The sequence below is a fragment of the Caballeronia sp. Lep1P3 genome, from assembly GCF_022879595.1.
Lineage (GTDB): Bacteria > Pseudomonadota > Gammaproteobacteria > Burkholderiales > Burkholderiaceae > Caballeronia.
In genome coordinates this window covers 2,007,258-2,032,101 of sequence record NZ_CP084265.1, presented here as the reverse complement: position 1 = coordinate 2,032,101, position 24,844 = coordinate 2,007,258, and the positions used below count along the sequence as shown (strand labels likewise).

Sequence of the window (24,844 nt, the reverse complement as noted above, 5' to 3'; positions counted from 1 at the left end):
GCAGCGCGGTATCGGGGAAGGGACGCATTTCGCGTCAGCCGTGGCGGTCGGCCTGCTTTCGGTTCACCGCCCGGTAGCCGATGTCCCGGCGATACTGCATGCCGTCGAACGAAATCTGGTTGACTGTATCGTAGACCACGGATTGCGCGCCGCGCACGGAATCCGCGAGGCCGACGACGCACAGCACGCGTCCGCCCGAGGTCGTCAGTTTTCCGTCAGCCAGCGTCGTGCCCGCATGGAACGTCACGGCGTTGTCCGTTTCGGCCGGAATGCCGTTGATGCGGTCGCCCTTGCGCGGGGTTTCCGGATAGTTGTAGGCAGCAAGCACGACGCCGAGCGCCGTGCGGCGGTCCCAGTCCAGTTCGGCACCGTCCAGCTTGCCGTCGATGGCCATTTCCACCACTTTCGAGAAATCGCCCTTGAGACGCGCCATGATCGGCTGCGTTTCGGGATCGCCCATTCGGCAGTTGAATTCGAGGGTCTTCGGATTGCCGTTCGCGTCGATCATCAGGCCGGCGTACAGAAAGCCGGTATAACGGATGCCTTCGTTTTCCATGCCGCGCACCGTCGGCAGGATGATTTCGCGCATCACGCGGGCGTGCAGTTGCGGCGTGACGATGGGCGCGGGTGAATACGCGCCCATGCCGCCCGTGTTCGGACCCTTGTCGCCGTCCAGCAGCCGCTTGTGGTCCTGGCTGGAGGCGAGCGGCAGCACATGCTTGCCGTCCACCATCACGATGAAGCTGGCTTCCTCGCCGCTCAGGAATTCTTCGATGACGACACGCGCGCCCGCATCGCCGAACTGATTGTCGGCGAGCATGGAATCGACGGCGGCGTGCGCTTCCTCGGCGTTCATCGCGACGACCACGCCCTTGCCGGCCGCAAGTCCGTCCGCTTTCACGACGATCGGCGCGCCTTTCGCGTCGATGTAGGCGTGCGCGGCGGCGGCATCGGTGAAGGTCTCGTATTCGGCGGTCGGGATTTTGTGGCGCTTCATGAACGCCTTGGCGAAATCCTTGGAGCTTTCGAGCTGCGCGGCTTCCTTCGTCGGCCCGAAAATCTTCAGGCCGCGCGAGCGGAACAGATTGACGATGCCCGCGGCGAGCGGCGCTTCCGGACCGACGACCGTCAGCGCGACATGCTCTTTCTCGACGAAATCGGCGAGCGCGGCCGGGTCCGTGATGTCGAGGTTGCGCAGGCGCTCGTCCTGCGCGGTGCCGCCGTTGCCGGGCGCCACGTAGACGATCTGCACGCGCGGCGACTGCGCGAGCTTCCATGCCAGCGCATGTTCGCGACCGCCGGAACCGACGACGAGTAACTTCATTTGAATCCCCGAAAAGCTAGATGAAAGCAGTGGCCGCGCGCTAAGCGGGCATCGGCGTCACGACGGCTCGAAGGCGGCTCGCGCGGACAATCGGCTGCGTCACGCGCCTTCGAATCGTTGCAGTAAAGCGAAAGCCGTTCCAGTCGCGGCGGCCGCGGGCCATGAGAGGCGGCGCGCCGGCTTACTCGTCGTTGATGGCGGCGTTTGTATAGACTTCCTGCACGTCGTCGAGATTTTCGAGCGCGTCGAGCAGCTTTTGCATCTTCGCGGCGTCGTCGCCGCTGAACTCGACTTCCGTTTGCGGTTTCATCGTCACTTCGGCGAGTTCGGCCTTGAAGCCCGCGGCTTCGAGCGCGTCCTTCACCTTCTGAAAGTCGTTAGGCGGGCAGAGCACTTCGATGCTGCCGTCCTCGTTGGTCACGACGTCGTCGGCGCCGGCTTCGAGCGCGGCGTCCATCAGCTTGTCTTCCGGCGTGCCGGGCGCGAACAGGAACTGGCCGACGTGATCGAACATGAACGACACCGAGCCGTCCGTGCCCATGTTGCCCCCGAACTTCGAGAACGCGTGGCGCACTTCCGCGACGGTGCGGGTGCGGTTGTCCGTCATCGTGTCGACGATGATCGCCGCGCCGCCGATGCCATAGCCTTCGTAGCGGATCTCTTCGTAATTCGCGCCGTCCACGCCGCCCACGCCGCGCTGGATCGCGCGGTTGATGTTGTCCTTCGGCATGTTCGCGTCATAAGCCTTGTCGACGGCGAGCCGCAGGCGCGGGTTCGAATCGATGTCGCCGCCGCCCATGCGCGCCGCCACCTGGATTTCCTTGATGAGGCGCGTCCAGACCTTGCCTTTCTTCGCGTCGGCCGCTGCTTTCTTATGCTTGATGTTGGCCCATTTGGAATGACCCGCCATTACCTTTCTCCGTCGCGCGCGGCATGAGACCGCGCGCCTAGTGTGCTGTGATGCGTGCTTGTGCGTATTCGAAAACGTCCGCGCGGGAATCTGCGCGCCGCCGCGAGCCGTGCGACATGTTTTAAGCGGCTGCCGGGTCTTTTCGGCCGATGCTGGCCGACGTTCGCGCGTCGCTGGCGAGCGGTTGCGCTCGCGTGCGGACCCCGTCGGGAACAGTCCGAAATTTTATCATGGCGCCGCGCGGCGGCAGCAGCGGCGCGGCACCCCAATCCGGCGATTCGGGACGGAACGGACGCGCCGAAAACGGCGCGCGCGTCAGTTTTTCGTGCCGAAGAGCCGGTCGCCGGCATCGCCGAGACCGGGGACGATGTACGCATGCTCGTTCAGATGCGAATCCAGCGACGCGACGTACAGCTTCACGTTCGGATGCGCGTCCTGGAAAACCTTCACGCCCTCGGGCGCGGCGACCAGCGCGACGAAAATGATGTTCTCGTCCTGCACGTTGCGCCGCTTCATCACGTCGACGGCGTGGACGGCGGAGTAGCCGGTCGCGACCATCGGATCGCAAAGAATGAACACGCGCTCCTCGAGATCGGGCGGCAGGCGCACGAGATACTCGACGGGCCGGTGATCCTCCGCGCGATACACGCCGATGTGCCCGACGCGCGCCGACGGAACCAGGTCGAGCAGCCCGTCCGACATGCCGATGCCCGCGCGCAGCACCGGCACGATCGCGAGCTTTTTGCCCGCGATCACCGGCGCGTCGATTTCGACGAGCGGCGTCTCGACGCGTTTGGTCGTGAGTTGCAGGTTTCGCGTGATTTCGTAGCCCATCAGCAGCGTGATTTCCCGCAGCAGTTCGCGGAACGTGCGCGTGGACGTGTCCTTGTCGCGCATGTGGGTGAGCTTGTGCTGGATCAGCGGGTGATTGAGGATGAAGAGATTCGGGAAGCGGCTGTCTTGTTTCATGGGTCTCGCGCGCGACGCGCGTCCTGCTCGGGTGAGGGTCCTGCCGTGGGCAGCCGGGCGCGGCGCTGTCTGATGCGCCGGGCCGGCAGTGGCGACAGTTTACCGAAAAGGCCGCCTTCGCCCACGAATATTCGCCGCCCGCGCGGGAGCCGCCTCGACCGCAGCCACCGCCGATGTTGCCGCCGACGTTGCCGCCCCGATTCTTCTAGAATGCGCGAGAGGCTTTCGATGCGCGCAACGATGCCGCGCGACGGCCGCCTATTCGAACACGCAACGACGATCATGGGAGACGGACAATGGATATGGGAATCGCGGGGCGCACCGCGCTCGTGTGCGCGGCAAGCAAGGGACTCGGGCGCGGCTGCGCCGAGGCGCTCGCCGCCGAGGGGGTGAATCTCGTCATCACGGCGCGCACGGCGGAGACGCTAGAAGCGACGGCGGAAAGCATCCGCGCGCAGTACGGCGTGAGTGTTACGGCGATCGCGTGCGATATCACGACGCCCGAAGGCCACGACGCGGCGCTCGCCGCGTGCCCGCAGCCGGACATTCTCGTGAACAACGCGGGCGGCCCGCCGCCGGGCGACTTCCGCAATTTCACGCATGACATGTGGATCAAGGCGCTCGAAGCGAACATGCTGACGCCCATCGAGCTCATCAAGCGGACCATCGACGGCATGATCGACCGCGGCTTCGGGCGCATCGTGAACATCACGAGTTCGTCGGTGAAGGCGCCGATCGACGTGCTCGGCCTCTCCAACGGCGCGCGTTCCGGGCTGACGGGCTTCGTCGCGGGGGTCGCGCGCAAGGTCGCGGCAACCGGCGTCACGATCAACAATCTCCTGCCCGGCACGTTCGACACGGACCGCGTCGCCGTCACGTTCGAAGCGCAGGCGAAGGCGCAGAACATCTCCATCGAAGAAGCGCGCGCGCGGCGTGCGCAGAGCCTGCCCGCCGGGCGCTTCGGCAATCCGGACGAGTTCGGCCGGACTTGCGCGTTCCTGTGCAGCGTGCACGCGGGCTACATCATCGGGCAGAACATTCTGATCGATGGCGGCGCCTATCCCGGCACGTACTGAGAAGGACGCCATGAGCACACGCGTCGCGCTGATCGCGCATGACATGAAAAAGGACGACATCGTCGCGCTGGCGGGCGAATACGCCGACACGCTCGCGCAGTGCCAGCTCGTCGCGACCGGCACGACCGGCGCGCGCATCGCGGCGGCGCACGGGCTCGATGTCGAGCGCAAGCTGTCCGGCCCGCACGGCGGCGACCTGCAAATCGGCGGGGAACTGGCGGAAGGGCGCATCGGCGTGGTGATCTTCCTGCGCGACCCGATGACGCCGCAACCGCACGAGCCCGACATCAACGCGCTCGTGCGCGCCTGCGACGTGCATAACGTGCCGTGCGCGACCAACATCGCGACGGCGCGCATGATTCTCGACGAACTGCGCGCGCGGCATTCGCGGGCGCAGTGAAGGAAGCATCCACGAAACGAAGGAGACGTTCGAGCGATGACCAAGGCAATCCGATTCGACAAGCCAGGCGGCCCCGAAGTCATGAAGTGGGTCGATGTGAACGTGGGCGAACCCGGCAAGGGCGAAATCCGCGTGAAGCATCATGCGGTCGGGCTCAATTTCATCGACGTGTATTTCCGCACGGGCCTTTATCCGATGCCGCTGCCCGGCGGCATCGGCATGGAAGGCGCGGGCGAAGTGACGGCGGTGGGCGAGGGCGTGACGCATCTTCAGCCGGGCGACCGCGTGGCGTATGCGTCGCGTCCGCCGGGCGCGTATGCCGAGGAGCGCGTGATGGCGGCGGATTACGTCGTCAAGCTGCCCGACGCGATCGGCTATGAAGATGCGGCGTCGATCATGCTGCAAGGTCTCACCGCGCAATATTTGCTGCGCCGGACCTATCGCGTAAAGGCGGGCGACACCGTCCTGATTCACGCGGCGGCGGGCGGCGTCGGCATGCTCGCGTGCCAGTGGGCGAAGGCGCTCGGCGCGACGGTCATCGGCACGGTCGGCTCCGACGAGAAGGCGGAACTCGCGAAGGCGCACGGCTGCGATTACCCGATCGTCTACACGCGCGATAACTTCACGCAGCGCGTGCGCGAAGTCACCAACGGCGCGGGCGTGCCGGTCGTCTACGACTCGATCGGCAAGGACACGTACATCGCCTCGCTCGATTGCCTCGCGCCGCTCGGCCTTTTCGTGAGCTTCGGCAATTCGTCGGGGCCGCTGCCGCCCATCGATTCGTCGGAATTCGCGGGACGCGGCTCGCTCTTCTTCACGCGGCCCACGCTCTTCAGCTATATCGCGAAGCGCAGCGATCTCGATGCGATGGCAGCCGAGCTTTTCGATGTCGTCTCGTCGGGCAAGGTCAAGACCAACGTGCGCCAGCGCTATTCGCTCGCGGACGCGGCCCGCGCGCACGAAGACCTCGAAGCGCGCAAGACGACCGGCTCGACGATTCTCCTTCCCTGAGCAGACGACGGCTCCTCGCGATAACGACTGAACGCAAAAAAACGATGAGCGAGCCGTCTTTCACCGTCGTCCTGATCGAGGACGAGAAGCAGATCCGCCGCTTCGTGCGCGTGTCGCTCGAAGCGCAGAACATGAGCGTGCACGAAGCGGAAACCGGCCAGCAAGGGCTGATCGCGGCCGCGACGCGCAAGCCCGATCTCGTCATCGTCGATCTGGGCTTGCCGGACACGGACGGCCTCGACGTGATCCGCGAATTGCGAAGCTGGTCCGAGGTGCCGGTGATCGTGCTGTCCGCGCGCACGCAGGAAGAACAGAAGGTCGCCGCACTCGATGCCGGCGCGGACGATTATCTGACCAAGCCCTTCGGCGTCTCCGAACTGATGGCGCGCATCCGGGCGCACTTGCGGCGGCGCAATCAGGCGGCGGGAAGCGAGACGCCGGTCGTGAATTTCGGCGATGTGAGCGTCGATCTCGCGCTGCGGCGCGTGACGCGAGACGGCGAGACGGTGCATCTGACGCCGACCGAATACCGGCTTCTGGCGACGCTCGTGCGCGACGCCGGGCGCGTGCTGACGCACCGGCACTTGCTGCGGGAAGTGTGGGGGCCGTCGCATGTCGAAAGTCCGCACTACTTGCGCATCTACATGGCGCATCTGCGGCAGAAGCTCGAGCGCGATGCCGCGCAGCCCGAGCATATCGTCACGGAAACGGGCGTGGGTTATCGGCTGGTCGGGGCGCGCTGACGAGACCGCGCGTCAGGCCGTGGCCGCGACGAGCGCGTCGAGCGCATCGTCGATGGGCGCGTCGCCGCCGACGAAGCCGATCGTGCGATTCGTCACCCCGAGCGCGAGGCATCGAACGACGACTTCGGCGACATCTTCGCGCGACACCGCGGGCATCTGTTCCACGCGTTCGTCCGCGAGCGCGATGGTCCCGCGCGCCGGCGCATCCGAAAGCGGGCCGGGGCGAAGAATGGCGTAGGGCACGCCGCGACGCGCGACGTAGTCGTCGGCTTGGCGCTTCATCCGCGAATAATGGCGCAGCGCGAGGGGGCTTGCCTGCGGCCGGTACGCCGACAACGCGCTCACCACGACCAGTTGCCGCACGCGGCGGCGCTTCGCGTAATCGGCGGTGCGCATGACGGCGTCGCGGTCGATCGCGCGTTCCTCGCCGACGCCTTCGGTCTCAGCGGAACCTGCGGCGTAGACGACGTGCGTGATGTCGTCGAACGCGTGCGAAAAGTCGTGCGTGAGATCGCCGAGCACGATTTCCGCGCCGAGTGCCGCGAATTCGCTCTTGTGCGCGGACTTGCGCAACAGCGCGCGAAAGCCGATGCCTTCTTCGTGCAGGCGCCGCGCGACGTGACGGCCCGTGCGGCCGTGCGCGCCGATCAGCAGGACTTTCATCGCCATCATCGAAACGCTCCTTGCGTTGGACGCTCAGAACACCCTAGGCGATTTTCGCGGCGCGTGCCAGCCGAAGTTAGCGAACGCGCGGCGCGTGCGGCGTTATTGCCCCGCGCCCGCGGGCCGCGCGCCGCCCTTGCGACGCGCCCGCCGCGCTTCGGAGCGCACGCGGATGCGATCCATGTAGAGATAGACGACAGGCGTCGTATAGAGCGTGAGCATCTGACTGACGATCAGCCCGCCGACGATCGCGATGCCGAGCGGCGCGCGCATCTCCGAGCCTTCGCCGGTGCCGAACGCGAGCGGCAGCGCGCCGAGCAGGGCGGCGGCCGTCGTCATCATGATCGGGCGAAAGCGCAGCAGACACGCTTCTTCGATCGCATCGCGCGATGTCTTGCCGCCTTGACGCGTCGCGTCGATCGCGAAATCGACCATCATGATCGCGTTCTTCTTCACGATGCCGATCAGCAGAATCACCGCGATCAGCGCGATGATGCTGAACTCCGTGTGAAAGAGCAGCAGCGCGAGCAGCGCGCCGATGCCCGCCGACGGCAGCGTCGAAAGAATGGTGATCGGGTGAATGTAGCTCTCGTAGAGGATGCCGAGCACGATGTACACCGCCGCGAGGGCCGCGAGAATCAGGAGCGGCTGGTCGTTGAGCGATTGCTGAAACGCCTGCGCCGTGCCCTGAAAACTGCCGTGGATGCTCTGCGGCACGCCAAGCTCGGCCATCGTTTCGTAGATGGCGGCGGTCGCGTCGGACAGCGACTTGCCCGGCGGCAGGTTGAACGAGATCGTCGATGCGACGAACTGGCTCTGGTGGCTCACCGAAAGCGGCGTGTTGCCCGGTCCGAACTTCGCGATGGCCGACAGCGGCACCATCGTTTCCTTCGACGTCGATACCGCCGCGCCCGACGACGATCCGGACTTGCCGGTCGCCGCGATCGCGTTCGTCGCGGAATTGCGCACGGACGCGAGCGCGAGCGCGGCCGTGGTGTCCGCCGTGCTGGTGGACGAGCCGCCCGCGCCGGTCGAGCCGGTGGCGGTGGTGGACGCGGTGCTGGTCGCGCTCGATGTCGTCGTCGAATTGGTCGATGCCGAGCCGCTCGCCGTGCCGCCCGATGTGCTGATGTAAATCTGCTTGAGCATCTCGGGGTCCTGCCAGTACTTCGGCGCGACTTCCATCACGACGTGATACTGCGACAGCGGGTTGTAGATGGTCGAGACCTGCCGCTGGCCGAATGCGTCGTAGAGCGTGTTGTCGATCTGCGCGGGCTTGATGTTCAGGCGCGCGGCGGTGGCGCGGTCGAACGTGACCATCGCTTCGAGGCCGCCTTGCTGCTGGTCCGAATTGACGTCGGTGAGTTCGGGTCGATGCTGCAGCGCCTCGGTGATCTTCGGCCCCCATGTGTACAGATCGGACGTGGTATCGGAGAGCAGCGTGAACTGATACTGCGCATTCGACTGCCGTCCGCCCACGCGAATGTCCTGCACCGCCTGAAGGAACGTGCGCGCGCCGGCGACGTCGGCGAGCGGCCTGCGCAGGCGATTGATCACCGCATCGGCCGACACCTTGCGCTCGCTCTTGGGCTTGAGCGAGATGAACATGAAGCCGGAATTGGTGGAGCGCCCGCCCGTGAAACCCGCGACGCTGTCGACGGCGGGATCGGCCTCGACGATGCGCATCATCTCGGCGAACTTGGTTTTCATCGCCTGAAACGACGTGCTCTGGTCCGCCTGAATCCCGCCGATGATGCGCCCCGTGTCCTGCTGCGGGAAAAAGCCCTTGGGCACGATCACGTACAGATAGACATTGAGCCCGATGGTCGCGAGCAGAATCAGCAAGATGGTGCGCGGGTGCGCGAGCGCCCAGCCGAGCGTGCGCGCATAGCCGCGCTGCATGCGCTCGAATTGCCGCTCCAGCCAGCGCGCGACGCGTCCTTCCGCGCGCTTCTCGTGCGATTCCTCGAGCAGGCGCGAGCACATCATCGGCGTGACGGTGAGCGAGACGACGAGCGACACGCCTATCGCCAGCGAGAGCGTCAGCGCGAATTCGCGGAAAAGCCGCCCGACGATGCCGCCCATGAGCAGAATAGGCAGGAACACGGCGACGAGCGACACGCTGATCGACAGCACCGTGAAGCCCACTTCGCGCGCGCCGATGATCGCCGCCCGCATGCGCGGCACGCCCTTTTCGACATGCCGCGAGATGTTCTCCAGCACGACGATGGCGTCGTCGACGACGAATCCCGTCGCGATGGTGAGCGCCATCAGCGAGAGATTGTCGAGCGAAAAGCCGAGCAGATACATGGCCGCGAACGTGCCGATGATCGAGATCGGCACGGCGACGCTCGGGATGAGCGTCGCGCGCCAGTTGCGCAGAAAGAGGAACACGACCATCACGACGAGCGCCACCGCGATCACGAGCGTGAGTTCGGTGTCGTGCAGCGAGGAGCGGATGGTCGTGGAGCGGTCGGCGGTCGGCGTGATCTGCACGTCGGCGGGCAGCGCCGCCTGCAATTGCGGCAGCATCGCCTTCACGCGGTCGATCGTCTCGATGATGTTCGCGCCCGGCTGCCGATACAGAATGACGAGCACCGCGCGCTTGTTGTTGATGAGACCGAGGTTGCGCAAGTCTTCGACCGAATCGGCCACTTCGCCCACATCCGAGAGCTTCACCGCCGAGCCGTTGCGGTACGCGACGACGAGATCCTTGTATTGCGACGCCTTGCTCGCCTGATCGTTCGTGTAGAGCTGGACATGCGTGCCCTTGAACTCGATCGCGCCCTTCGGACTGTTCGCGTTCGCCGCCGCGAGCGCCGCGCGCACGTCTTCGAGCCCGAGCCCGTAGTGAAAGAGCGCGCCCGGCTCCAGTTCCACGCGCACGGCCGGATTCGCGGAGCCGCTCACATCGACTTCGCCGACGCCCGGCACCGTCGAAAGCGTCTGCTGAAGCACGGTCGCGGCGGAATCGTAGAGCGAGCCCGCCGTGCGCGTGGGCGACGAAAGCGCGAGCACGAGAATCGGCGCGTCGGCGGGATTGACCTTGTGATACGTCGGGTTGCTGCGCAGCGCGGTCGGCAGGTCCGCGCGGGCGGCGTTGATCGCGGCTTGAACATCGCGCGCGGCGCCGTCGATGTCGCGGTTCAGGCCGAATTGCAGCGTGATGCGCGTGGTGCCGACCGAACTCATCGACGTCATTTCGCTCACATCCGCGATGCTGCCGAGATGCCGTTCGAGCGGGCTCGCGACGCTCGTCGCGACCGTCTCGGGACTCGCGCCGGGCAACTGCGCCTGCACGGAGATGGTCGGGAAATCGACTTGCGGCAGCGGCGCGACCGGCAGCCGCACGAACGCGAACATGCCCGCGAGCGCGATGCCGATGGCGAGCAGCGTCGTGGCAACCGGCCGGGCGATGAAGAGGCGCGACAGGTTCATGGCTTACTCCACGTCGCTCGCCGGATGCGCCGGGTTCATGCCGCCGCCGAAGCGCGCGCGCAGCCGGCGGCCGAGCGAATCGAAGCCGAGATAGATCACGGGCGTCGTGAAAAGCGTGAGCAACTGCGAGACGATCAAACCGCCGACGATCGCGATGCCGAGCGGATGCCGCAACTCCGAACCCGCGCCCCAGCCGAGCATCAGCGGCAGCGCGCCGAGAAGGGCCGCCATCGTCGTCATCAGAATCGGGCGAAAGCGCAAGAGACACGCCTGAAAAATCGCGTCGCGCGGCGACTTGCCTTGCTCGCGTTCGGCTTCGAGCGCGAAGTCGATCATCATGATCGCATTCTTCTTCACGATGCCGATCAAAAGCACGATGCCGATGATCCCGATGATGTCGAGATCGTGCCCGGTGATCATCAGCGAAAGCAGCGCGCCGACGCCCGCCGAGGGCAGCGTCGACAGAATGGTGATCGGATGGATGAAGCTCTCGTACAGCACGCCGAGCACGATGTACATCGTGACGATGGCCGCGAGAATCAGGAACAGTTCGTTCGAAAGCGACGCCTGGAACGCGAGCGCCGCGCCCTGATAGCGAATTTGGAACGACGCGGGCAAGCCGATTTCACTCTTCGCCGCTTCGATCGCCTTGACCGCCGCGCCGAGCGACGCGCCCTTCGCGAGATTGAACGACACGGTCGTCGCCGGAAACTGCCCGAGATGCGTGACGAGCAACGGCGCCGCGCGTTCGTGGAACTTGGCGATGGCCGAAAGCGGCACTTGCCCGTTCGTCGCGGTGGAAGAGGGCAGATAGATGCCGTCGAGCGTTTCGCTGTAGTGCGCGTCGGACGGTTCGGCTTCGAGAATCACGCGGTACTGGTTCGACTGCGTGAAAATCGTCGAGATGATGCGCTGGCCGAAGGCGTCGTAAAGCGCGTTGTCGACGGTCGCGGGCGTGATGCCGAAGCGCGCCGCCGTTTCGCGGTCGATTTCCACGTACACGGACTGCCCGTTCTGCTGAAGGTCCGTGGCCACATCGGTCAGGATCGACGTATGTTGCAGCCGGTCCACGAGCTTCGGCACCCATTGCGCGAACTCGGACGGATTCGGGTCCGTCAGCATGAACTGATACTGCGTCGGACTGACGGTGGAGTCGATCGTCAAATCCTGCACCGGCTGCATGTACAGCTTGATGCCGGGAATGTCGGCCACTTCGTCCTGAATGGTGCGGATGATTTCGCTCGATGTATTGCTGCGGTCGTCGCGCGGCTTCAGGTTGATGAGCATGCGCCCGCTATTGAGCGTGATGTTCGTGCCGTCCACGCCGATGAACGACGTCAGGCTCTCGACGTCCGGGTCCTGCAGAATCTTTTGCGCGAGCGCCTGTTGCTGCTCGGCGACCGCCTGATACGACGCCGCTTGCGGCGCCTGCGTGATGGCCTGAATCACGCCCGTGTCCTGCGTCGGAAAGAAGCCCTTCGGAATGAACACGTACAGCACGCCGGTCAGAACGAGCGTGAGCACCGCGACGAACAGCGTCGCGTGCTGCCGCGCGAGCACCCATTCGAGCGCCACCGCGTAACGGCCGATCACGTAATCGATGAACTGATGCGCGCGCGCCTCGAAACGCTTGCTGTCCTTCGGCGGCGTGTGGCGCAGCAGCTTCGCGCACATCATCGGCACGAGCGTGAGCGAGACGATCGCCGAAATCACGATGGTCACGGCGAGCGTGATCGCGAATTCATGAAAGAGCCGGCCGACGACATCGCCCATGAAGAGCAGCGGAATCAGCACGGCGATGAGCGAGACCGTGAGCGAAATGATGGTGAAACCGATCTGCCGCGAGCCCTTCAGCGCGGCTTCGAGCGGCGATTCGCCTTCTTCCACGTAGCGCGCGATGTTCTCGATCATCACAATGGCGTCGTCGACGACGAAGCCTGTTGCGATGGTCAGCGCCATGAGCGAGAGATTGTCGAGCGAGAAGCCGCAGAGGTACATCACGGCGAGCGTGCCGACGAGCGAGAGCGGCACCGACAGGCTCGGGATGATGGTTGCGTAGACGTTCGCGAGGAACAGATAGATGACCATCACGACCAGCACGACGGACAGCGCCAGTTCGAACTGCACGTCGCGCACGGACGCGCGAATGGTCGTGGTGCGGTCGGTGACGACGCGCACGTCGAGCGCGGCCGGCAGCGCCTGCTGCAATTGCGGCAGCAGTTTCTTGATGCCGTCGACCACCTGGATCACGTTCGCGCCCGGCTGGCGCTGCACGTTGAGGATGATGGCGGGCGTCGAATCGACCCATGCGCCGAGCTTCGTGTTTTCCGGTCCCTGCACGATCGTCGCCACGTCCGTCAGCATGACCGGCCGCCCGTTGCGATACGCGACCACCGCGCTCTTGTATGCGCTCGCGTCGGTCAACTGATCGTTCGCGTTGATGGTGTATGCGCGCGTGGGGCCGTCGAAATTGCCCTTCGGCGTGTTGACGTTGAGGTTCGAAATCGTGGTGCGCAAGTCGTCGATATTGAGGCCATACGACGCGAGCGCGCGCGTGTTCGCCTGGATGCGCACCGCCGGCCGGTTTCCGCCGCTCACCGACACGAGGCCCACGCCCGCAACCTGCGAAATCTTCTGCGCGAGGCGCGTGTCCGCCAGATCCTGCACCTGCGTGAGCGGCAGCGTCTTCGAACTGATCGCGAGCGTCATGATCGGCGCGTCGGCGGGGTTCACCTTCGCGTAGATCGGCGGCGCGGGCAGGTCGGATGGCAGCAGGTTGCCCGCCGCGTTGATCGCCGCCTGCACTTCCTGTTCGGCGATGTCGAGCGGCAAGTCGAGGCTGAACTGCAGCGTGATGACCGACGCCCCCGCCGAACTCTGCGACGACATCTGGTTCAGGCTCGCCATCTGCCCGAACTGCTTTTCGAGCGGCGCGGTGACGCTCGATGTCATCACGTCCGGCGACGCGCCGGGGTAGAACGTCTGCACCTGAATGGTCGGATAGTCGACGGCGGGCAGCGCGGAGAGCGGCAGAAAACGCAAGGCGACCAGGCCGACCAGCATGATCGCCGCCATCAGAAGCGCCGTGCCGACCGGGCGCAGGATAAAAATGCGGGAGGGATTCATGCGCGATGCTTAAACGTTACTGCTGCTGTTGCTGGCGTCGACGCCCGCCGCGATGCGCGCCCGATGCACCGGATGCCGGGGCGGCGGCGGAAGCGGCGGATGCGCCTGATGCGCCCGAAGCGCCCTTGGCCTTTTCCGCCGGAATCGTGATCTTCGCGCCTTCCTTCAGGCGGTCCGAACCGTCGATGACCACGCGCTCGCCCACTTGCAGGCCCGACTTGATGCTCGTGCGCTCGCCATCGACCGGGCCGGTTTTCACGTTGCGCACGGTCACCGTGTTGTCCGCCTTCACGACATATACGAACGAACCCGAGGAGCCGTTCAGCACCGCCGACGTCGGCACGATGGTCGCGTCCCTGATTACGTCGACGAGCAGTTTCGTATTCACGAACTGGTTCGGAAACAGCATGTTGCCCTTGTTTTCGAAGGTGGCGCGCAGCTTGACCGTGCCGGTGGCGGTGTCGATCTGGTTGTCCACGGTCTCGAGATAACCCGCTTCGAGCGCAGTGGTGTTCGCGCGGTCGTAGGCCGTGACCGACATCTTCGTGCCCGCGTGCAGCGGCTTCATGATGGCGGCGAGGTTGTCCTCGGAGGTCGTGAAGATGACGCTGATCGGCTGAAGCTGCGTGATGACGACGACGCCGTTCGTGTCGCCGGTGGTCACGTAGTTGCCCGGATCGACCTGACGCAGACCCACGCGGCCCGACACCGGCGCGGTGATGCGCGCGTAGGCGAGATCGAGCTTGTAGGTATCCACATTGGCCTGGTCCGATTTCACCGCGCCTTCGTACTGCTTGACGAGCGATGCCTGCGTGTCCACCTGCTGCTTCGCGATGGAATCCTGCGCGAGCAGCGTCTGATAGCGCTGCAAATCGAGACGCGCGGTCTGCAGCAGCGCCTGGTCGCGCGCGAGCGTGCCTTCGGCGTTGCGCAGCGAGATTTTATAGGGACGCGGATCGATCTGCGCGAGCAGATCGCCTTTCTTGACCATCTGGCCTTCCCTGAACGCGACGTCCATCAGCGTGCCGTTCAGTTGCGTCTTCACCGTGACGTTGGCGAGCGGCGTGACGGTGCCGAGCGCATTGATGACGACGGGCATTTCGCCTTGCGAGACCGTCGCGACGTGCACCGGCTGCGGCTGGTTCATCGGATTCGCGCCGCCGCGCCGCGCGCCCTGACGCGCTTCCTGCGGCTGTCCCGACGTGGCGCCCCGATTCCACGGATGCCACCACGCGAGCGCGCCCGCGACGATCAATATTGCCACGACGAGCGGCACGATCCGGCGACGGCGCGGCGGCGCGGCCGTAACGGGCGGAGCGGGATCGACGGGAGCGGCTGGGTCGGCAGGACGGGCGGGCGTCGGGCGCGGCGCGGCGGGAGGATTCTTTTGGTCGTCCATCGTTCGGTGGCTGGGTGATTCCAAGTCTGTAGTACGGAGCGCGGATGGGCGGCATCGCTGCGATGCGGTCGGGGCGGGGGCCGGGAAAGCGGCGGCGGGCGGTTGCCCGAAGAATCAGGAAGCAGGCTGCAAGAGCCTCGGCCAGAAGTCCCGGCGCGGCCCCGGTGCGCGCGAAGCATGATGCTACGTCCCGCGCGGATGCCCGTCCACCGGGCATTCTTTCGGTTGATTACCAGTGTTACATGCCGCGCAAGCCAGGCGTATGCCAACTACGCGCGGCGCGGCGGCCAGCGCGTAAGTCTACTTGGTCTTGCGTGAGGACGTGGCGGCGGCAGGCGTGCCTCCGATCTCGCGCGCGATGTGCTCGACGCATTCGAGCAGTGCCGGCGCGACCGTCGACACCAGCGTTTCCTGCGGGCACTGATGCGCGGCGCCGCCGCAGTTGACCGAGTAGCGTTCCTCGGATGGCCCGACGAAGCCTGCCGCGACGGCGTTCAATCCGTTATGCCATTCGCCGAGCGATATCGCGAAACCCTGGCGGCGTGCATCGTCGAGGCTGCGCTGCAAGCCGCCCGCGATGGCCGGCCAGTCGTCGCCGGTGGCGGTTTGAAGGCTGCCGATCAGCGCCTGCCGGTCCGCCTCCGACAGCACCGAGAGATAAGCGCGCCCGATAGCCGTGCGGCTCAGGTCCATCCTGCCGCCGACTTCCATGCGCGAAACGAGGACGGCGGAGCGCGGCCGGATCGCGTCGATCACGACCATCTCCAGCCGGTCGCGCACGGCGAGATGCACGCTGAGGCCGGTCTGCTCGGCAAGCGCGATCAAGAACGGCCTGGCTCGCGCGCGGATGTCGAAATTGCGCAGGAATCCGTTGCTCAGTTCCAGCACGGACGCCGTCAGCACGAAGCGCTCGCTATCGGGGAGGCGCAGCAGCAATCCCGCGCCGACGAGCGTCGCCGTGATGCGCGAAACGGTCGGCTTGGGGATGCCCGTCCAGTCCGTCAGTTCGCGATTGCTGACGGGCGCATCGGCGGCGGCGATGCGGCGCAGGACGTCGAGTCCGCGCGCGAGCGCGGTGACTTCGTCGCCTTCCTTCTCCTTTGTCTTGTCGCGGCCCGGCGACGGCTTGCTCATCGGATGCATTTGATTTTTGAAACGTTGTTTCGAATGCGGGGTTGGCTCGCGTCGATTGAGCGATGATGAAGTTTGCAAACGATGCAAGCCCCGATGATAAGCGGTAAGGCCGATGACGCTTTCCGTTGCGTCGTGTTCGCAACAGACGATCCGGGCAGATGCCCGGACGCAGAAATTTTGCTTGACTTGGGCAGCGATCCCGGAAAAAATGGAATCCGATTTTGAAACGGCGGGACGATGTGCGCGTCCGCTTCCCGCTCCGCGCTTTGGAATCACAGGCTCTCAGGTTCTAGCACGGCCCTCGGAATGGCTAGAACTTTTAAGGCGCTACGGAAACGTAGCGCCTTTTTTTTCGCCTGCGCCGAGGGATTGGTCAGCGATCAGGAAAGCGGCGAGATCTTCGAAAACGCCGCGCACGAGAGCGCGGCGCCAGTCGCGCCGAGAACAACGATTTTTAGTGCAGTTCGGTGAACACGCGGCGCTGTCTCAGCAGCAGCTTGCCGCGCACGATCCAGTAGAGGCTCGCGAGCAGGAGCACAAGCGCGACGCCAAGAACGAACAGTGGGGAAATACGTTCCGGCGCGGGCTGACTCGTTCCCACGACCAGCGCCGCGAAGAAAGCGCCTCCGGCCTGATAGTACGAGCGCTTCGCAAGCATGCGGCGCATCCGGTGAGTGGTGAAGCGGGAGACCGGCGCGCGCGTAAACGGCTCGAACAACATCAGGCCTGCGACGAGGGCGATGGCGAAATTCATGAGGAGCATGGCGAAAGATACGAGAGGAGGGCGGAACTGCGGGCGAATATAAGCGCACGGGCCGCTCGCCAGAACCAGAAGTCTCCTAAATGTGAACGATGCCGTTGTTGAATGCAGTCGGCGAAATCGTCCGGTTGCGCTGTCGGCAGTTCCCCTCCCATGCAAGCTTTCGTTTCTTGGGCGCCGGCAGACGGCGTATCATGGGCGCGCTTTTTCAAGACGCGCGGAAGCGCACGCATCGCGCAGGAGGCAGCACCATGAAGATGACACCGATGACACCCATGACGCCCATTACCCGGATCGCAATCGCGCTCGTAGCGCTCGGCGTGCTCGCCGCATGCGAAAAGCACGACGCGGATGCAGGCCAGGCAGCGGGCGCGCTGAACAACCTCGCAAGTCAGACCACCCAGAAGTTCGATCAGGCCGCGAGTTACGTCGGCCAGAAGGTCGATGCCGCGAAACAGTCGGCGCAGCAGAATCTCGACGGCGCGGGATCGATGCCCGCTATTTCCGCGAGCGGCGTCGCGGCGTCGGCGCGCGCGAATCTCGAGGGCGCGGCGAGCGCAACGAATGCGGCGATCGACAACGCCGCGAGCGCGACGGGCGCGGGCCTGCAAAGCGCGGGCCGCAAGCTGCAGGACTGGTCGAAGGAGCGCGGCGCATCGCAGGCGCAGGCATCCGGGGCTGCTTCCGGCGCTTCTTCCAGCGCTGCTTCCTCGGATTCTCCCGACCCGCGCAGCGACATGGACAAATAAGCCGCACTTAACATTCCGTTACGTCCGCGTTGCCCGGCGCGCGTGGGGCAGCCGCTAAACTGGCGGTCTTTCGGAAATCGAGACCGTTATGAAACCACGCAAGCTCGCGCATCGCGGCGCGCTGGCGTTCGTCGCGATATCCCGGACCTGCGCTCTCGCGCGATGGCGCGCACGGGCGGGCATCCCCGGAATCCATGCGATATCGTTCCTGACGACGCTCCTTCTCGCCGCGCTTTTCTCATTCTTCCCGCCGTCGATTTTCGCTGCGCAAGCCGCGCCCGCGCTCGATCTGCCGTCGTTCCAGGAACTGATCGCGCCGCCCGCGCCGGCGCCGGCATCGTCGGCGGATGCGGCTTCGAGCGCCTCCGCGCCCGTTGTCTCGGACGCCGACATGCTGCGCTCGCTCGACAACGTGATCGCGACGCTCGACAGCGATCGCCAGCGCACGGCGCTGCTGTCGCAGTTGAAGAAGCTGCGCGACGCCAAGCGCGCGGCGCAATCCGCGGGCGCCGCATCGCCCGCCGACGCCGCGCAACCCGCGGCGCAAGCCGACGGCGCGAGCGCGCCGGTGATGTCGGCGGCTTCGTCGGTGGTCGCGAGCATCGCGCAGAACGCGGGCTTGCTCGGCGCGATCGCCTCCGCGCTCACCAGCATCGAAGCCGACGTGAAGCGCGGCAAGACGCCGATCGCGTACTGGAGCGGGCGCTTCAACGCGGCGGGCAACGAGCTTTTCACCATCGTCACGAGCCAGAGCCGCGAGCCGTTCGGCCGCACGGTCTTCAACTATTTCGCGATGCTCGCCGGCTGGGGCGCGTGCGCGTTCGTGCTGGTCGCGTTGCAGCGGCGCATTCAGAAACGCTACGGCATCGACGCGGGCCTGCACTCGAATCCGACGACGCGCGAGCTGCTGCTCTTCACGATGCGCCGCGTCGCGCCATACCTTTTCGCGTTTCTCGCCGCGCTGACCTTCGCGCACATGATGCCGCAGTCGCTCGGCCGCACGCTCGCGATGGTCACCGCCTACGCGATCGTCGCGGGCGCGGTGTTCTCGGCCATCTGCCTCATCATGTTTTCGCTGTTCGGCTCGGCGCACCGGCGCGTCGCGGTGAACCTGCTGATCGTGCGCGCGCGGCGGCTGCTTTTCGCGATCGGCACGCTCGGGGCGCTCGGCGATGCCGCCGCCAACTACGACGTCGCGCAGCAGCTCGGCACCAATCTTTCGGCGCTCATCTCGACGTGCGCGAACATGGGCGCGGCGGCGCTCACGGCGTACTTCGCGCTCGCGTTCCAGCGGCCGGTCGCGCATCTGATCCGCAGCCGCACCTACGAGCAGCGCAACACGCGCAAGGCGGCGACCGAGACGTTCGACGTCGTCGCGTCGCTCTGGCAGTTGCCGCTGCTTCTGCTCGCGTCGGCGTCCGTGGTGGCGACGCTCGCGGGCATCGGCACGTCGGAGAATGTGCTGCAAATGGCGATCGCAACGGCGGGTTTGCTCGTCGTCGCGTTCTTTCTGTCGGCCATCGTGATGCGCATCACGCGGCCGAAGTCGCGCAAGCCGCGCCGCCAGTCGGCGTATGTGCGGCGGCTCGTCAAGTTCGTCGGCACGATGATCGTGGTCGGCGTATGGCTCGCGTTTCTCGAACTGTCGTCGCGCTTCTGGGGCTTTTCGCTCGCGGACATGGCCGAGCGCAGCGTCGCGGCGCGCGGCATCACGCACGCGGTCGCGATGATCGTGCTGACGTTCTTCGTCGTATGGCTGATCTGGATTCTGATCGACACCGGCATTCAGGAGACGCTCAAGCCCGATTCCGCGCGGCGCGGCGGGCGCGGGCCGAGCATGCGCGCGCGCACGATGCTGCCGCTCGTGCGCAACGTCGTGTTCGTCGTGCTGCTTCTCGTCGCGGCGATCGTCACGGCGGCGAATCTCGGCCTGAACGTGACGCCGCTGCTCGCCGGCGCGGGCGTGATCGGGCTTGCGGTCGGCTTCGGCGCGCAATCGCTCGTCGCGGACCTGATCACCGGGCTTTTCATCATCATCGAGGACACTATTTCCGTCGGCGATTCGATCGAAGTGGAAGGCGGGCACGCGGGCATCGTCGAAAGCCTGACGATACGCACCGTGCGCCTGCGCGACGGCCAGGGCGCGATCCATGCCATTCCGTTCTCGCAAATCAAGACAGTGAAGAATCTGTCGCGCGATTTCGCCTACGCGGTGTTCGAGGTGCGCGTGCCGTTCTCGGCGGATGTCGAGCAAGTGACCGAAATGATCAGCGAGGTCGGCGCGGACCTGATGGACGACTTGCGCTACCGGCGAGAAATGCTGGGTCCGGTCGAAGTGTGGGGACTGGATCGTTTCGATCCGAACTGGATGGTCGTGAAAGGGCAGATCAAGACGCGGCCGCTACAGCAATGGAGCGTCGCGCGGGCGTTCAATCTAGGCATCAAGCGCAAGATGGACGAAGCGGGCCTCGACATTCCCGTGCCGCAGATGCAGGTTCAGATGTCGCGCCGCGCGGACGCCGGCGGTAATGGCGGCTACGGCGAAGAAGCGGCGAGAGCCAAGCGCATCTGGGTTGCCGAAGAGCCGCCGCTCGCGAACGAGGACGCGTCGCCGCACGCGGTGGACCTATCGCACGAGCCGCGGCCCGCGCCGCCCGCGACGGACCTTTCGGTGCCGATTCCGCCGCAAATCCCGATGGCGCCCGAGCCGGGCAAGGGCTAAAGCGCGGGGCGTTCAGCCGTCAGGCGGCGAGCAGATCGTTGACGTGCGTGGCGATGTGTTCGCCCGCGACGCCGTAGACGTGGATCGACACGGCGCGCGTGCGGGCATCGGCCGGATTGCCGAGCCGATGAATGGCGGCGCGTCCCGCATCGACATACGAGACGGCGCCCGTTTCGCGCACACGATGGCGCGTGTGCACCGCGCACTGCGCGTCGGCGTCCCAGCGATAGAGCGTTTCCGCGAGCGTGCCGTCGATAACGGCATAGCCGCACCACGTTCGATGGCCGTGGACCGGGCTTGCCTGTCCCGGCTCCCAGACGAGCGCTGCGATGGCGTAGCGGCCGAGCGGGTCGGCGGCGAGCAGATGGCGGCAGTAACCGTGCGGGCTGCCCGCGCGCTCATCCGGGCGCAGCAGTTCAGGATCGGCGATCGCGCGCCGCAGCGCCGCGTGCAGGCGAATGCCAAAGGAGGCGCGGTCGTCTTCGGCGGCATCGAGCGCGGCGTCGATGTCGTGGCACAGGCGCGAAAGCGCCGGGCGTTCGGTGGCGAAAGCGCCGGGCGCGGCGCTGGCTGGCGGCTGCCGGCGCGTCGGACGGACAAGCGGTTCGAGCTTCATCGGAATGTACGCGGGTTCGTTGATCGATCATGGATTTATACCGGCTTGCATCCAGAATTGGTTTCCATATAATTTCGCTCGAATATCTAAAAAGAGAATAATTTCCTATCGGGGGTGCAGTATGGGAATGGACCTCATCGACCGCAAGCTGCTCGAACTGTTGCAGAGCGACGTGACGATGCCGATCGCCGAACTCGCTTCGCGCGTGAATCTGTCGCAGACGCCATGCTGGAAGCGCGTGCAGCGGCTGAAGGAGACGGGCGTGATTCGCGCGCAGGTGGCGCTGTGCGATCCGAAGAAGCTGGGCGTCGGCACGACGGTCTTCGTCGCGGTCCGCACCAATCAGCACACGCAGAGCTGGGCGGACGAATTCACGCGCGCGGTGCGCGATATTCCCGAAGTGGTCGAGGTGTACCGGATGAGCGGCGAGACCGACTATCTGCTGCGCGTGGTGGTCTCGGACATCGACGATTACGACCGCGTCTACAAGCAACTCATTCGCGCGGTGCCGCTCTACGACGTCAGTTCGAGCTTCGCGATGGAACAGATCAAGTATTCGACGGCGTTGCCCGTGCGTCCCGCCGCCGGCGCCTGAGCGCACGTTCCGCACGGCTCGCGCGATCGGCGTGATCCGCGCATTTCGCCGCGCAAAAGAAAGCCGCCCCGGGAGGGCGGCGCAACACGTCCGGTCACTAGGTCATTCCGGCCTTGCCCCTTAGCCCTTGCCGGAATCAGACGCGCATGGAATCGGCTTGAGTATGGTCATTCGGGCGTGCGTCGTACAGGCTGGACGATGCAGCAGAGAATTTCGCGGGCATCGTTCGGCGCGCGAAACGCTGGATGCGCAGCCATCGCGTAACGCCCGCAATCCAACTGAAAACGAAGCCGGGTACGATGTTGGCTCCATCCCAAAATCAACGACGAGCCGCCGCGCCTGCCATGACCGATCCCCGTAACGACCACCGCAACGATCGCCCCGAAGCGCCGCAGCGAAAGAAGAACCCGACGCTCGCAATCGGCGTGTTCATCGTCGTGGTGGTGTTGCTGGTCATCTTCACGCTGCTTTTCAACGCGATCCGCGAGAAGCGCGAATTCGAGGAGCAGAGCGCGCCGCCCGCCGCGGCCAGCGACGCGCGCCCGGCGCTGCCGGCCACGGGCGCGTCGCAATAGCGGGGCGTCTCACGCGGGCAGACGAATCTGCGCCGCGTCCTTGCGGATCAGCGCGGAGGCCGTGAGCATCTGCTTGCACTGATGCGCGAGCAGTTTGAGGTCCTGAATCGCGTCGGCGGGCAGCGTTTGCGCGCGCTCGGCGGCAGCGACCATCGCGTCGAGATCGCGCCGGATGTCCTTCGTATCGAATACGCTCGCGCCGTCCGCGTCCGACACGACGGCTTGCGCTTCCGAGAGATTGTCCCGCACGACGCCGAATGCGCGCTGCACCGGTTCGAACGACTGGCCGTCCGCCTCGTTGAGCGATTGCAGAAGCGGCGCGGCCGCCGTGATCTGCGACGCGAGTACGTGGCTCTGCACGAGCAGGTCGTTCAGCTCCGCGACGTACTTTTGCTGCGCTTTCGGCTCGAGCATCATGCGCTGAAACGCCTGGGCGAGATTGGCGAACGCAACGTGCACATTCTTGCGCGCCAGCCGGTAGCGGAAATCGCGGTCGAGCGCGGTGGCCGCGACCGTGGCCGCCGCGGATGCGCCCTTGCTCGCCGTGGCCGCCGTGCTTTCGCCGATGCCGACCGACGCGAGCCGCTCGGCCGTCGCGCTCGCCGCCCTGATCGCGGGCGCGATGACGACTTCGGAATCGTTGGCGACGGCGGTGGCGGCGACCGCCATGCTGTGCGTCGACGCGACGGCGGCGCGTGCGTGGCCATCGGCGAATGCGGCGCTCGGCACGGTCTCTTGCGCGCGCGTGGCGTCGCTGGCGGACGCTCTGACCGAAGCCTTCGCCTTCCACAACCAGCTCGCTTCGAGATAGTTTCGCGTTGCCGCGAGCAGATCCTTCACGAGCTTGCCCATCAGCCGATATTCCCAGTACGGAAACAGATGGCTCGCCGCGATGGCGATTGCGCAGCCGACGACCGTGTCGATGGCGCGCTCGCCGATCAGCCGCATGCTGCCGGGCGCGAGCAGATGGAACATCAGCAGCACGTAGCTGGAGGTGAACACCACGCTCGCCGCGTAGTTGAAGAGCAAGAGGCTGTAGCTCATGAGCATCGACGCGAACATCGCGACGAGCAGAATATGCGGGTCCTTCACCAGCAAGATGAGCGCGATGGTGACCGCGCAGCCGATCGCCGTGCCGATGATCCGCTGCGTATTGCGCTGCTTCGTGAGCGAGTATCCCGGCTTGAGGATGATGACCGTCGTCATCACGATCCAGTACGCGTTGGTGAGCGGCAAAAGCCTGCCGAGCCAGAAGCCGATGCCCACCGCGATCGTCACGCGCAGCGCATGGCGAAAGCTCGGCGAGGCCATCGTGAGATTCGAGAAAATCTGCATGAACGGCACGCGCCGGCTCGATATGAAGCGCGAGAGCGCGTGATCGATCTGCACTTCCGTTTCCGTCTGCACCGCGTCGTCGCGCGTGCGGCGGCGCATCTTGTCGATCAGGCGCGTCGCGCTCCAGAGCCTGCGAAACACCGCTGCCGCCGCCGCATACGCCTCGGGATTCTTCTCCGGCAGCGCCTGCTTGCGCATCAGTTCCAGTTCGTATTCGATCGCGCGCAATTCCGCCTTCACGCTGATGCGCGCGGGCGCCGGGCGATTCTGCAGCACGGCGAGCCCGATTTCCTCCAGGTCTTCGCTCGCCTTTCGCATCAGGTCGCGATAGAACACGAGCACGTCGGAACCCGCGAACGTCTTGCGCACGAGCGGGTAATCCGTGTGCGCGCCGACGAAAAACTCGTGCAGATCGACGATGTTGATGAAGAGATTGAAGAGCCGCGCGCGCCGCGCGTCGAGCTTGCCGCTCTTCACCTTCGGCAGGTTGCGCAACACGATGTCGCGCGCCGCTTCCTGCTGCTCGACCGCCGCGATCTGCTTTTCGATCAGCTTTCGATAGCACTCGTCGAGATCGGCGTCGCCGTCGTAGAAGTCCGCGCGCGCCTGCAGATACTCCGCGCAACTGAAGATGCTCTGCGCGAGCGCCTGCCGTTCGACGCGATAGACGAGCAGATGCGAGACGAGCGTCGCCCAGTACGTGTACCAGAGGCCGCCGAGCAGGATCCACGACGCGTTGACGAGCGCCTGCATCGGCGTGAAATGCTCCTCCAGCGTCACGATCATCATGAAGAGCGTGGCGAAGCTGATCTGCGGCCAGCGATTGCCATACACGACGATGAGCGACAGCACGAAGGTGAGCGGCACGACCGTCAGCCAGAGCGTGAGCGGATGCGCCGTCGCGATGCCCGTGGCGAGCGCCGAGAAAAAGCCGATGACCGTGCACGCGAGCATCTCGTTGTGCTTGTGCTTGAGTGGGCCGGGCATGTCGACGACGCATGCGCCGAGCGCGCCCGTCGCGATGGTGAAGCCGAGTTCGCGGTTATGAAAGACGATCAGCATCAGCACTGCGGGAAGCGAAATGCCGAGCGCGCTGCGCAAGCCGCCAAAGAAGTACTGGCTGTAGATGAACTTCCTGATTTCGAACGAGTAACGCATCGACTTCCTGTTGTGGACGCTTCGGGCGGGCAAAGCGAAATCGAGTCTAACTCAACTCCGCAGGCGTTCGGACCTCGGCCGAACGGCCAGGTTCTCGGCGCGCGGCACCCTTTGCTATGCTGGCGCTTGATTTGACAAACC

General features: G+C 65.5%; 19 protein-coding genes. 8 read left to right on the top strand and 11 right to left on the bottom strand.

What is annotated here, in order from left to right; genetic code table 11:
• Positions 1 to 34 precede the first annotated feature (34 nt).
• The 3 genes from purD to upp form a co-directional block, all read right to left on the bottom strand.
• Positions 35 to 1,324 carry a phosphoribosylamine--glycine ligase gene (gene purD, locus LDZ27_RS09500; RefSeq protein ID WP_244813859.1) on the bottom strand — a complete coding sequence of 430 codons (1,290 nt, stop codon included), beginning with the start codon at positions 1,322 to 1,324 and terminating at the stop codon, positions 35 to 37.
• Between the two features lie 181 nt (positions 1,325 to 1,505).
• Positions 1,506 to 2,234, bottom strand: coding sequence for a YebC/PmpR family DNA-binding transcriptional regulator (locus LDZ27_RS09495; RefSeq protein WP_244813858.1), 729 nt, complete (start codon positions 2,232 to 2,234; stop codon positions 1,506 to 1,508).
• A gap of 315 nt (positions 2,235 to 2,549) precedes the next feature.
• Positions 2,550 to 3,203: a uracil phosphoribosyltransferase gene (upp, locus tag LDZ27_RS09490; RefSeq protein ID WP_244813857.1), complete on the bottom strand. Its 654-nt coding sequence runs from the start codon at positions 3,201 to 3,203 to the stop codon at positions 2,550 to 2,552.
• Between the two features lie 296 nt (positions 3,204 to 3,499).
• On the opposite strand from upp, the gene LDZ27_RS09485 reads away from it, so the two are divergent.
• The 4 genes from LDZ27_RS09485 to kdpE are packed head-to-tail and all read left to right on the top strand — an operon-like array spanning position 3,500 to position 6,433.
• Positions 3,500 to 4,279, top strand: a complete 780-nt coding sequence (locus tag LDZ27_RS09485; RefSeq protein ID WP_244813856.1) for an SDR family oxidoreductase — start codon at positions 3,500 to 3,502, stop codon at positions 4,277 to 4,279.
• A gap of 10 nt (positions 4,280 to 4,289) precedes the next feature.
• A complete protein-coding gene (locus LDZ27_RS09480) occupies positions 4,290 to 4,679 on the top strand; it encodes a methylglyoxal synthase (RefSeq protein WP_244813855.1) in 390 nt (129 codons plus the stop codon).
• Between the two features lie 36 nt (positions 4,680 to 4,715).
• Complete coding sequence (locus LDZ27_RS09475; RefSeq protein WP_244813854.1) at positions 4,716 to 5,690, top strand: quinone oxidoreductase; 975 nt, start codon at positions 4,716 to 4,718, stop codon at positions 5,688 to 5,690.
• Positions 5,691 to 5,734: 44 nt separating this feature from the next.
• Positions 5,735 to 6,433: a two-component system response regulator KdpE gene (kdpE, locus tag LDZ27_RS09470; protein ID WP_244813853.1), complete on the top strand. Its 699-nt coding sequence runs from the start codon at positions 5,735 to 5,737 to the stop codon at positions 6,431 to 6,433.
• 12 nt (positions 6,434 to 6,445) lie between these two features.
• Here the strand turns inward: kdpE and LDZ27_RS09465 are convergent, their stop codons facing one another.
• The 6 genes from LDZ27_RS09465 to LDZ27_RS09440 form a co-directional block, all read right to left on the bottom strand.
• Positions 6,446 to 7,102 carry an SDR family oxidoreductase gene (locus LDZ27_RS09465; RefSeq protein ID WP_244816101.1) on the bottom strand — a complete coding sequence of 219 codons (657 nt, stop codon included), beginning with the start codon at positions 7,100 to 7,102 and terminating at the stop codon, positions 6,446 to 6,448.
• Between the two features lie 96 nt (positions 7,103 to 7,198).
• Entirely contained in the window at positions 7,199 to 10,534 is a 3,336-nt protein-coding gene (locus LDZ27_RS09460; protein ID WP_244813852.1) for an efflux RND transporter permease subunit, read from the bottom strand.
• Positions 10,535 to 10,537: 3 nt separating this feature from the next.
• A complete protein-coding gene (locus LDZ27_RS09455; protein ID WP_244813851.1) occupies positions 10,538 to 13,660 on the bottom strand; it encodes an MdtB/MuxB family multidrug efflux RND transporter permease subunit in 3,123 nt (1,040 codons plus the stop codon).
• A 16-nt stretch (positions 13,661 to 13,676) separates the two neighbouring features.
• The gene (locus tag LDZ27_RS09450) at positions 13,677 to 15,059 is read right to left on the bottom strand and encodes an MdtA/MuxA family multidrug efflux RND transporter periplasmic adaptor subunit (RefSeq protein WP_244813850.1); all 1,383 of its coding nucleotides are present in this window, start codon (positions 15,057 to 15,059) and stop codon (positions 13,677 to 13,679) included.
• A gap of 300 nt (positions 15,060 to 15,359) precedes the next feature.
• The gene (locus tag LDZ27_RS09445) at positions 15,360 to 16,202 is read right to left on the bottom strand and encodes an IclR family transcriptional regulator (RefSeq protein ID WP_370653290.1); all 843 of its coding nucleotides are present in this window, start codon (positions 16,200 to 16,202) and stop codon (positions 15,360 to 15,362) included.
• Positions 16,203 to 16,647: 445 nt separating this feature from the next.
• On the bottom strand, positions 16,648 to 16,947 hold the full coding sequence (locus LDZ27_RS09440; RefSeq protein ID WP_244813848.1) for a hypothetical protein: 300 nt from the start codon (positions 16,945 to 16,947) through the stop codon (positions 16,648 to 16,650).
• A gap of 281 nt (positions 16,948 to 17,228) precedes the next feature.
• Here LDZ27_RS09440 and LDZ27_RS09435 point away from each other — a divergent pair, with 281 nt between their 5' ends.
• Positions 17,229 to 17,702 (top strand): hypothetical protein, encoded by a 474-nt coding sequence (locus tag LDZ27_RS09435; RefSeq protein WP_244813847.1) that lies wholly within the window; start codon positions 17,229 to 17,231, stop codon positions 17,700 to 17,702.
• A gap of 88 nt (positions 17,703 to 17,790) precedes the next feature.
• Entirely contained in the window at positions 17,791 to 20,424 is a 2,634-nt protein-coding gene (locus tag LDZ27_RS09430; protein WP_244813846.1) for a mechanosensitive ion channel family protein, read from the top strand.
• Between the two features lie 19 nt (positions 20,425 to 20,443).
• Here LDZ27_RS09430 and LDZ27_RS09425 read toward each other — a convergent pair whose 3' ends face one another.
• Positions 20,444 to 21,040 (bottom strand): cysteine dioxygenase family protein, encoded by a 597-nt coding sequence (locus LDZ27_RS09425; protein WP_244813845.1) that lies wholly within the window; start codon positions 21,038 to 21,040, stop codon positions 20,444 to 20,446.
• Positions 21,041 to 21,167: 127 nt separating this feature from the next.
• Here LDZ27_RS09425 and LDZ27_RS09420 point away from each other — a divergent pair, with 127 nt between their 5' ends.
• Together LDZ27_RS09420 and LDZ27_RS09415 are read left to right on the top strand one after the other, a co-directional pair.
• Entirely contained in the window at positions 21,168 to 21,635 is a 468-nt protein-coding gene (locus LDZ27_RS09420) for an Lrp/AsnC family transcriptional regulator (RefSeq protein WP_244813844.1), read from the top strand.
• A 344-nt stretch (positions 21,636 to 21,979) separates the two neighbouring features.
• Positions 21,980 to 22,210 (top strand): hypothetical protein, encoded by a 231-nt coding sequence (locus LDZ27_RS09415; protein WP_244813843.1) that lies wholly within the window; start codon positions 21,980 to 21,982, stop codon positions 22,208 to 22,210.
• Positions 22,211 to 22,219: 9 nt separating this feature from the next.
• On the opposite strand, the gene LDZ27_RS09410 is transcribed toward LDZ27_RS09415, so the two are convergent.
• Complete coding sequence (locus tag LDZ27_RS09410) at positions 22,220 to 24,703, bottom strand: FUSC family membrane protein (RefSeq protein WP_244813842.1); 2,484 nt, start codon at positions 24,701 to 24,703, stop codon at positions 22,220 to 22,222.
• Positions 24,704 to 24,844 lie beyond the last annotated feature (141 nt).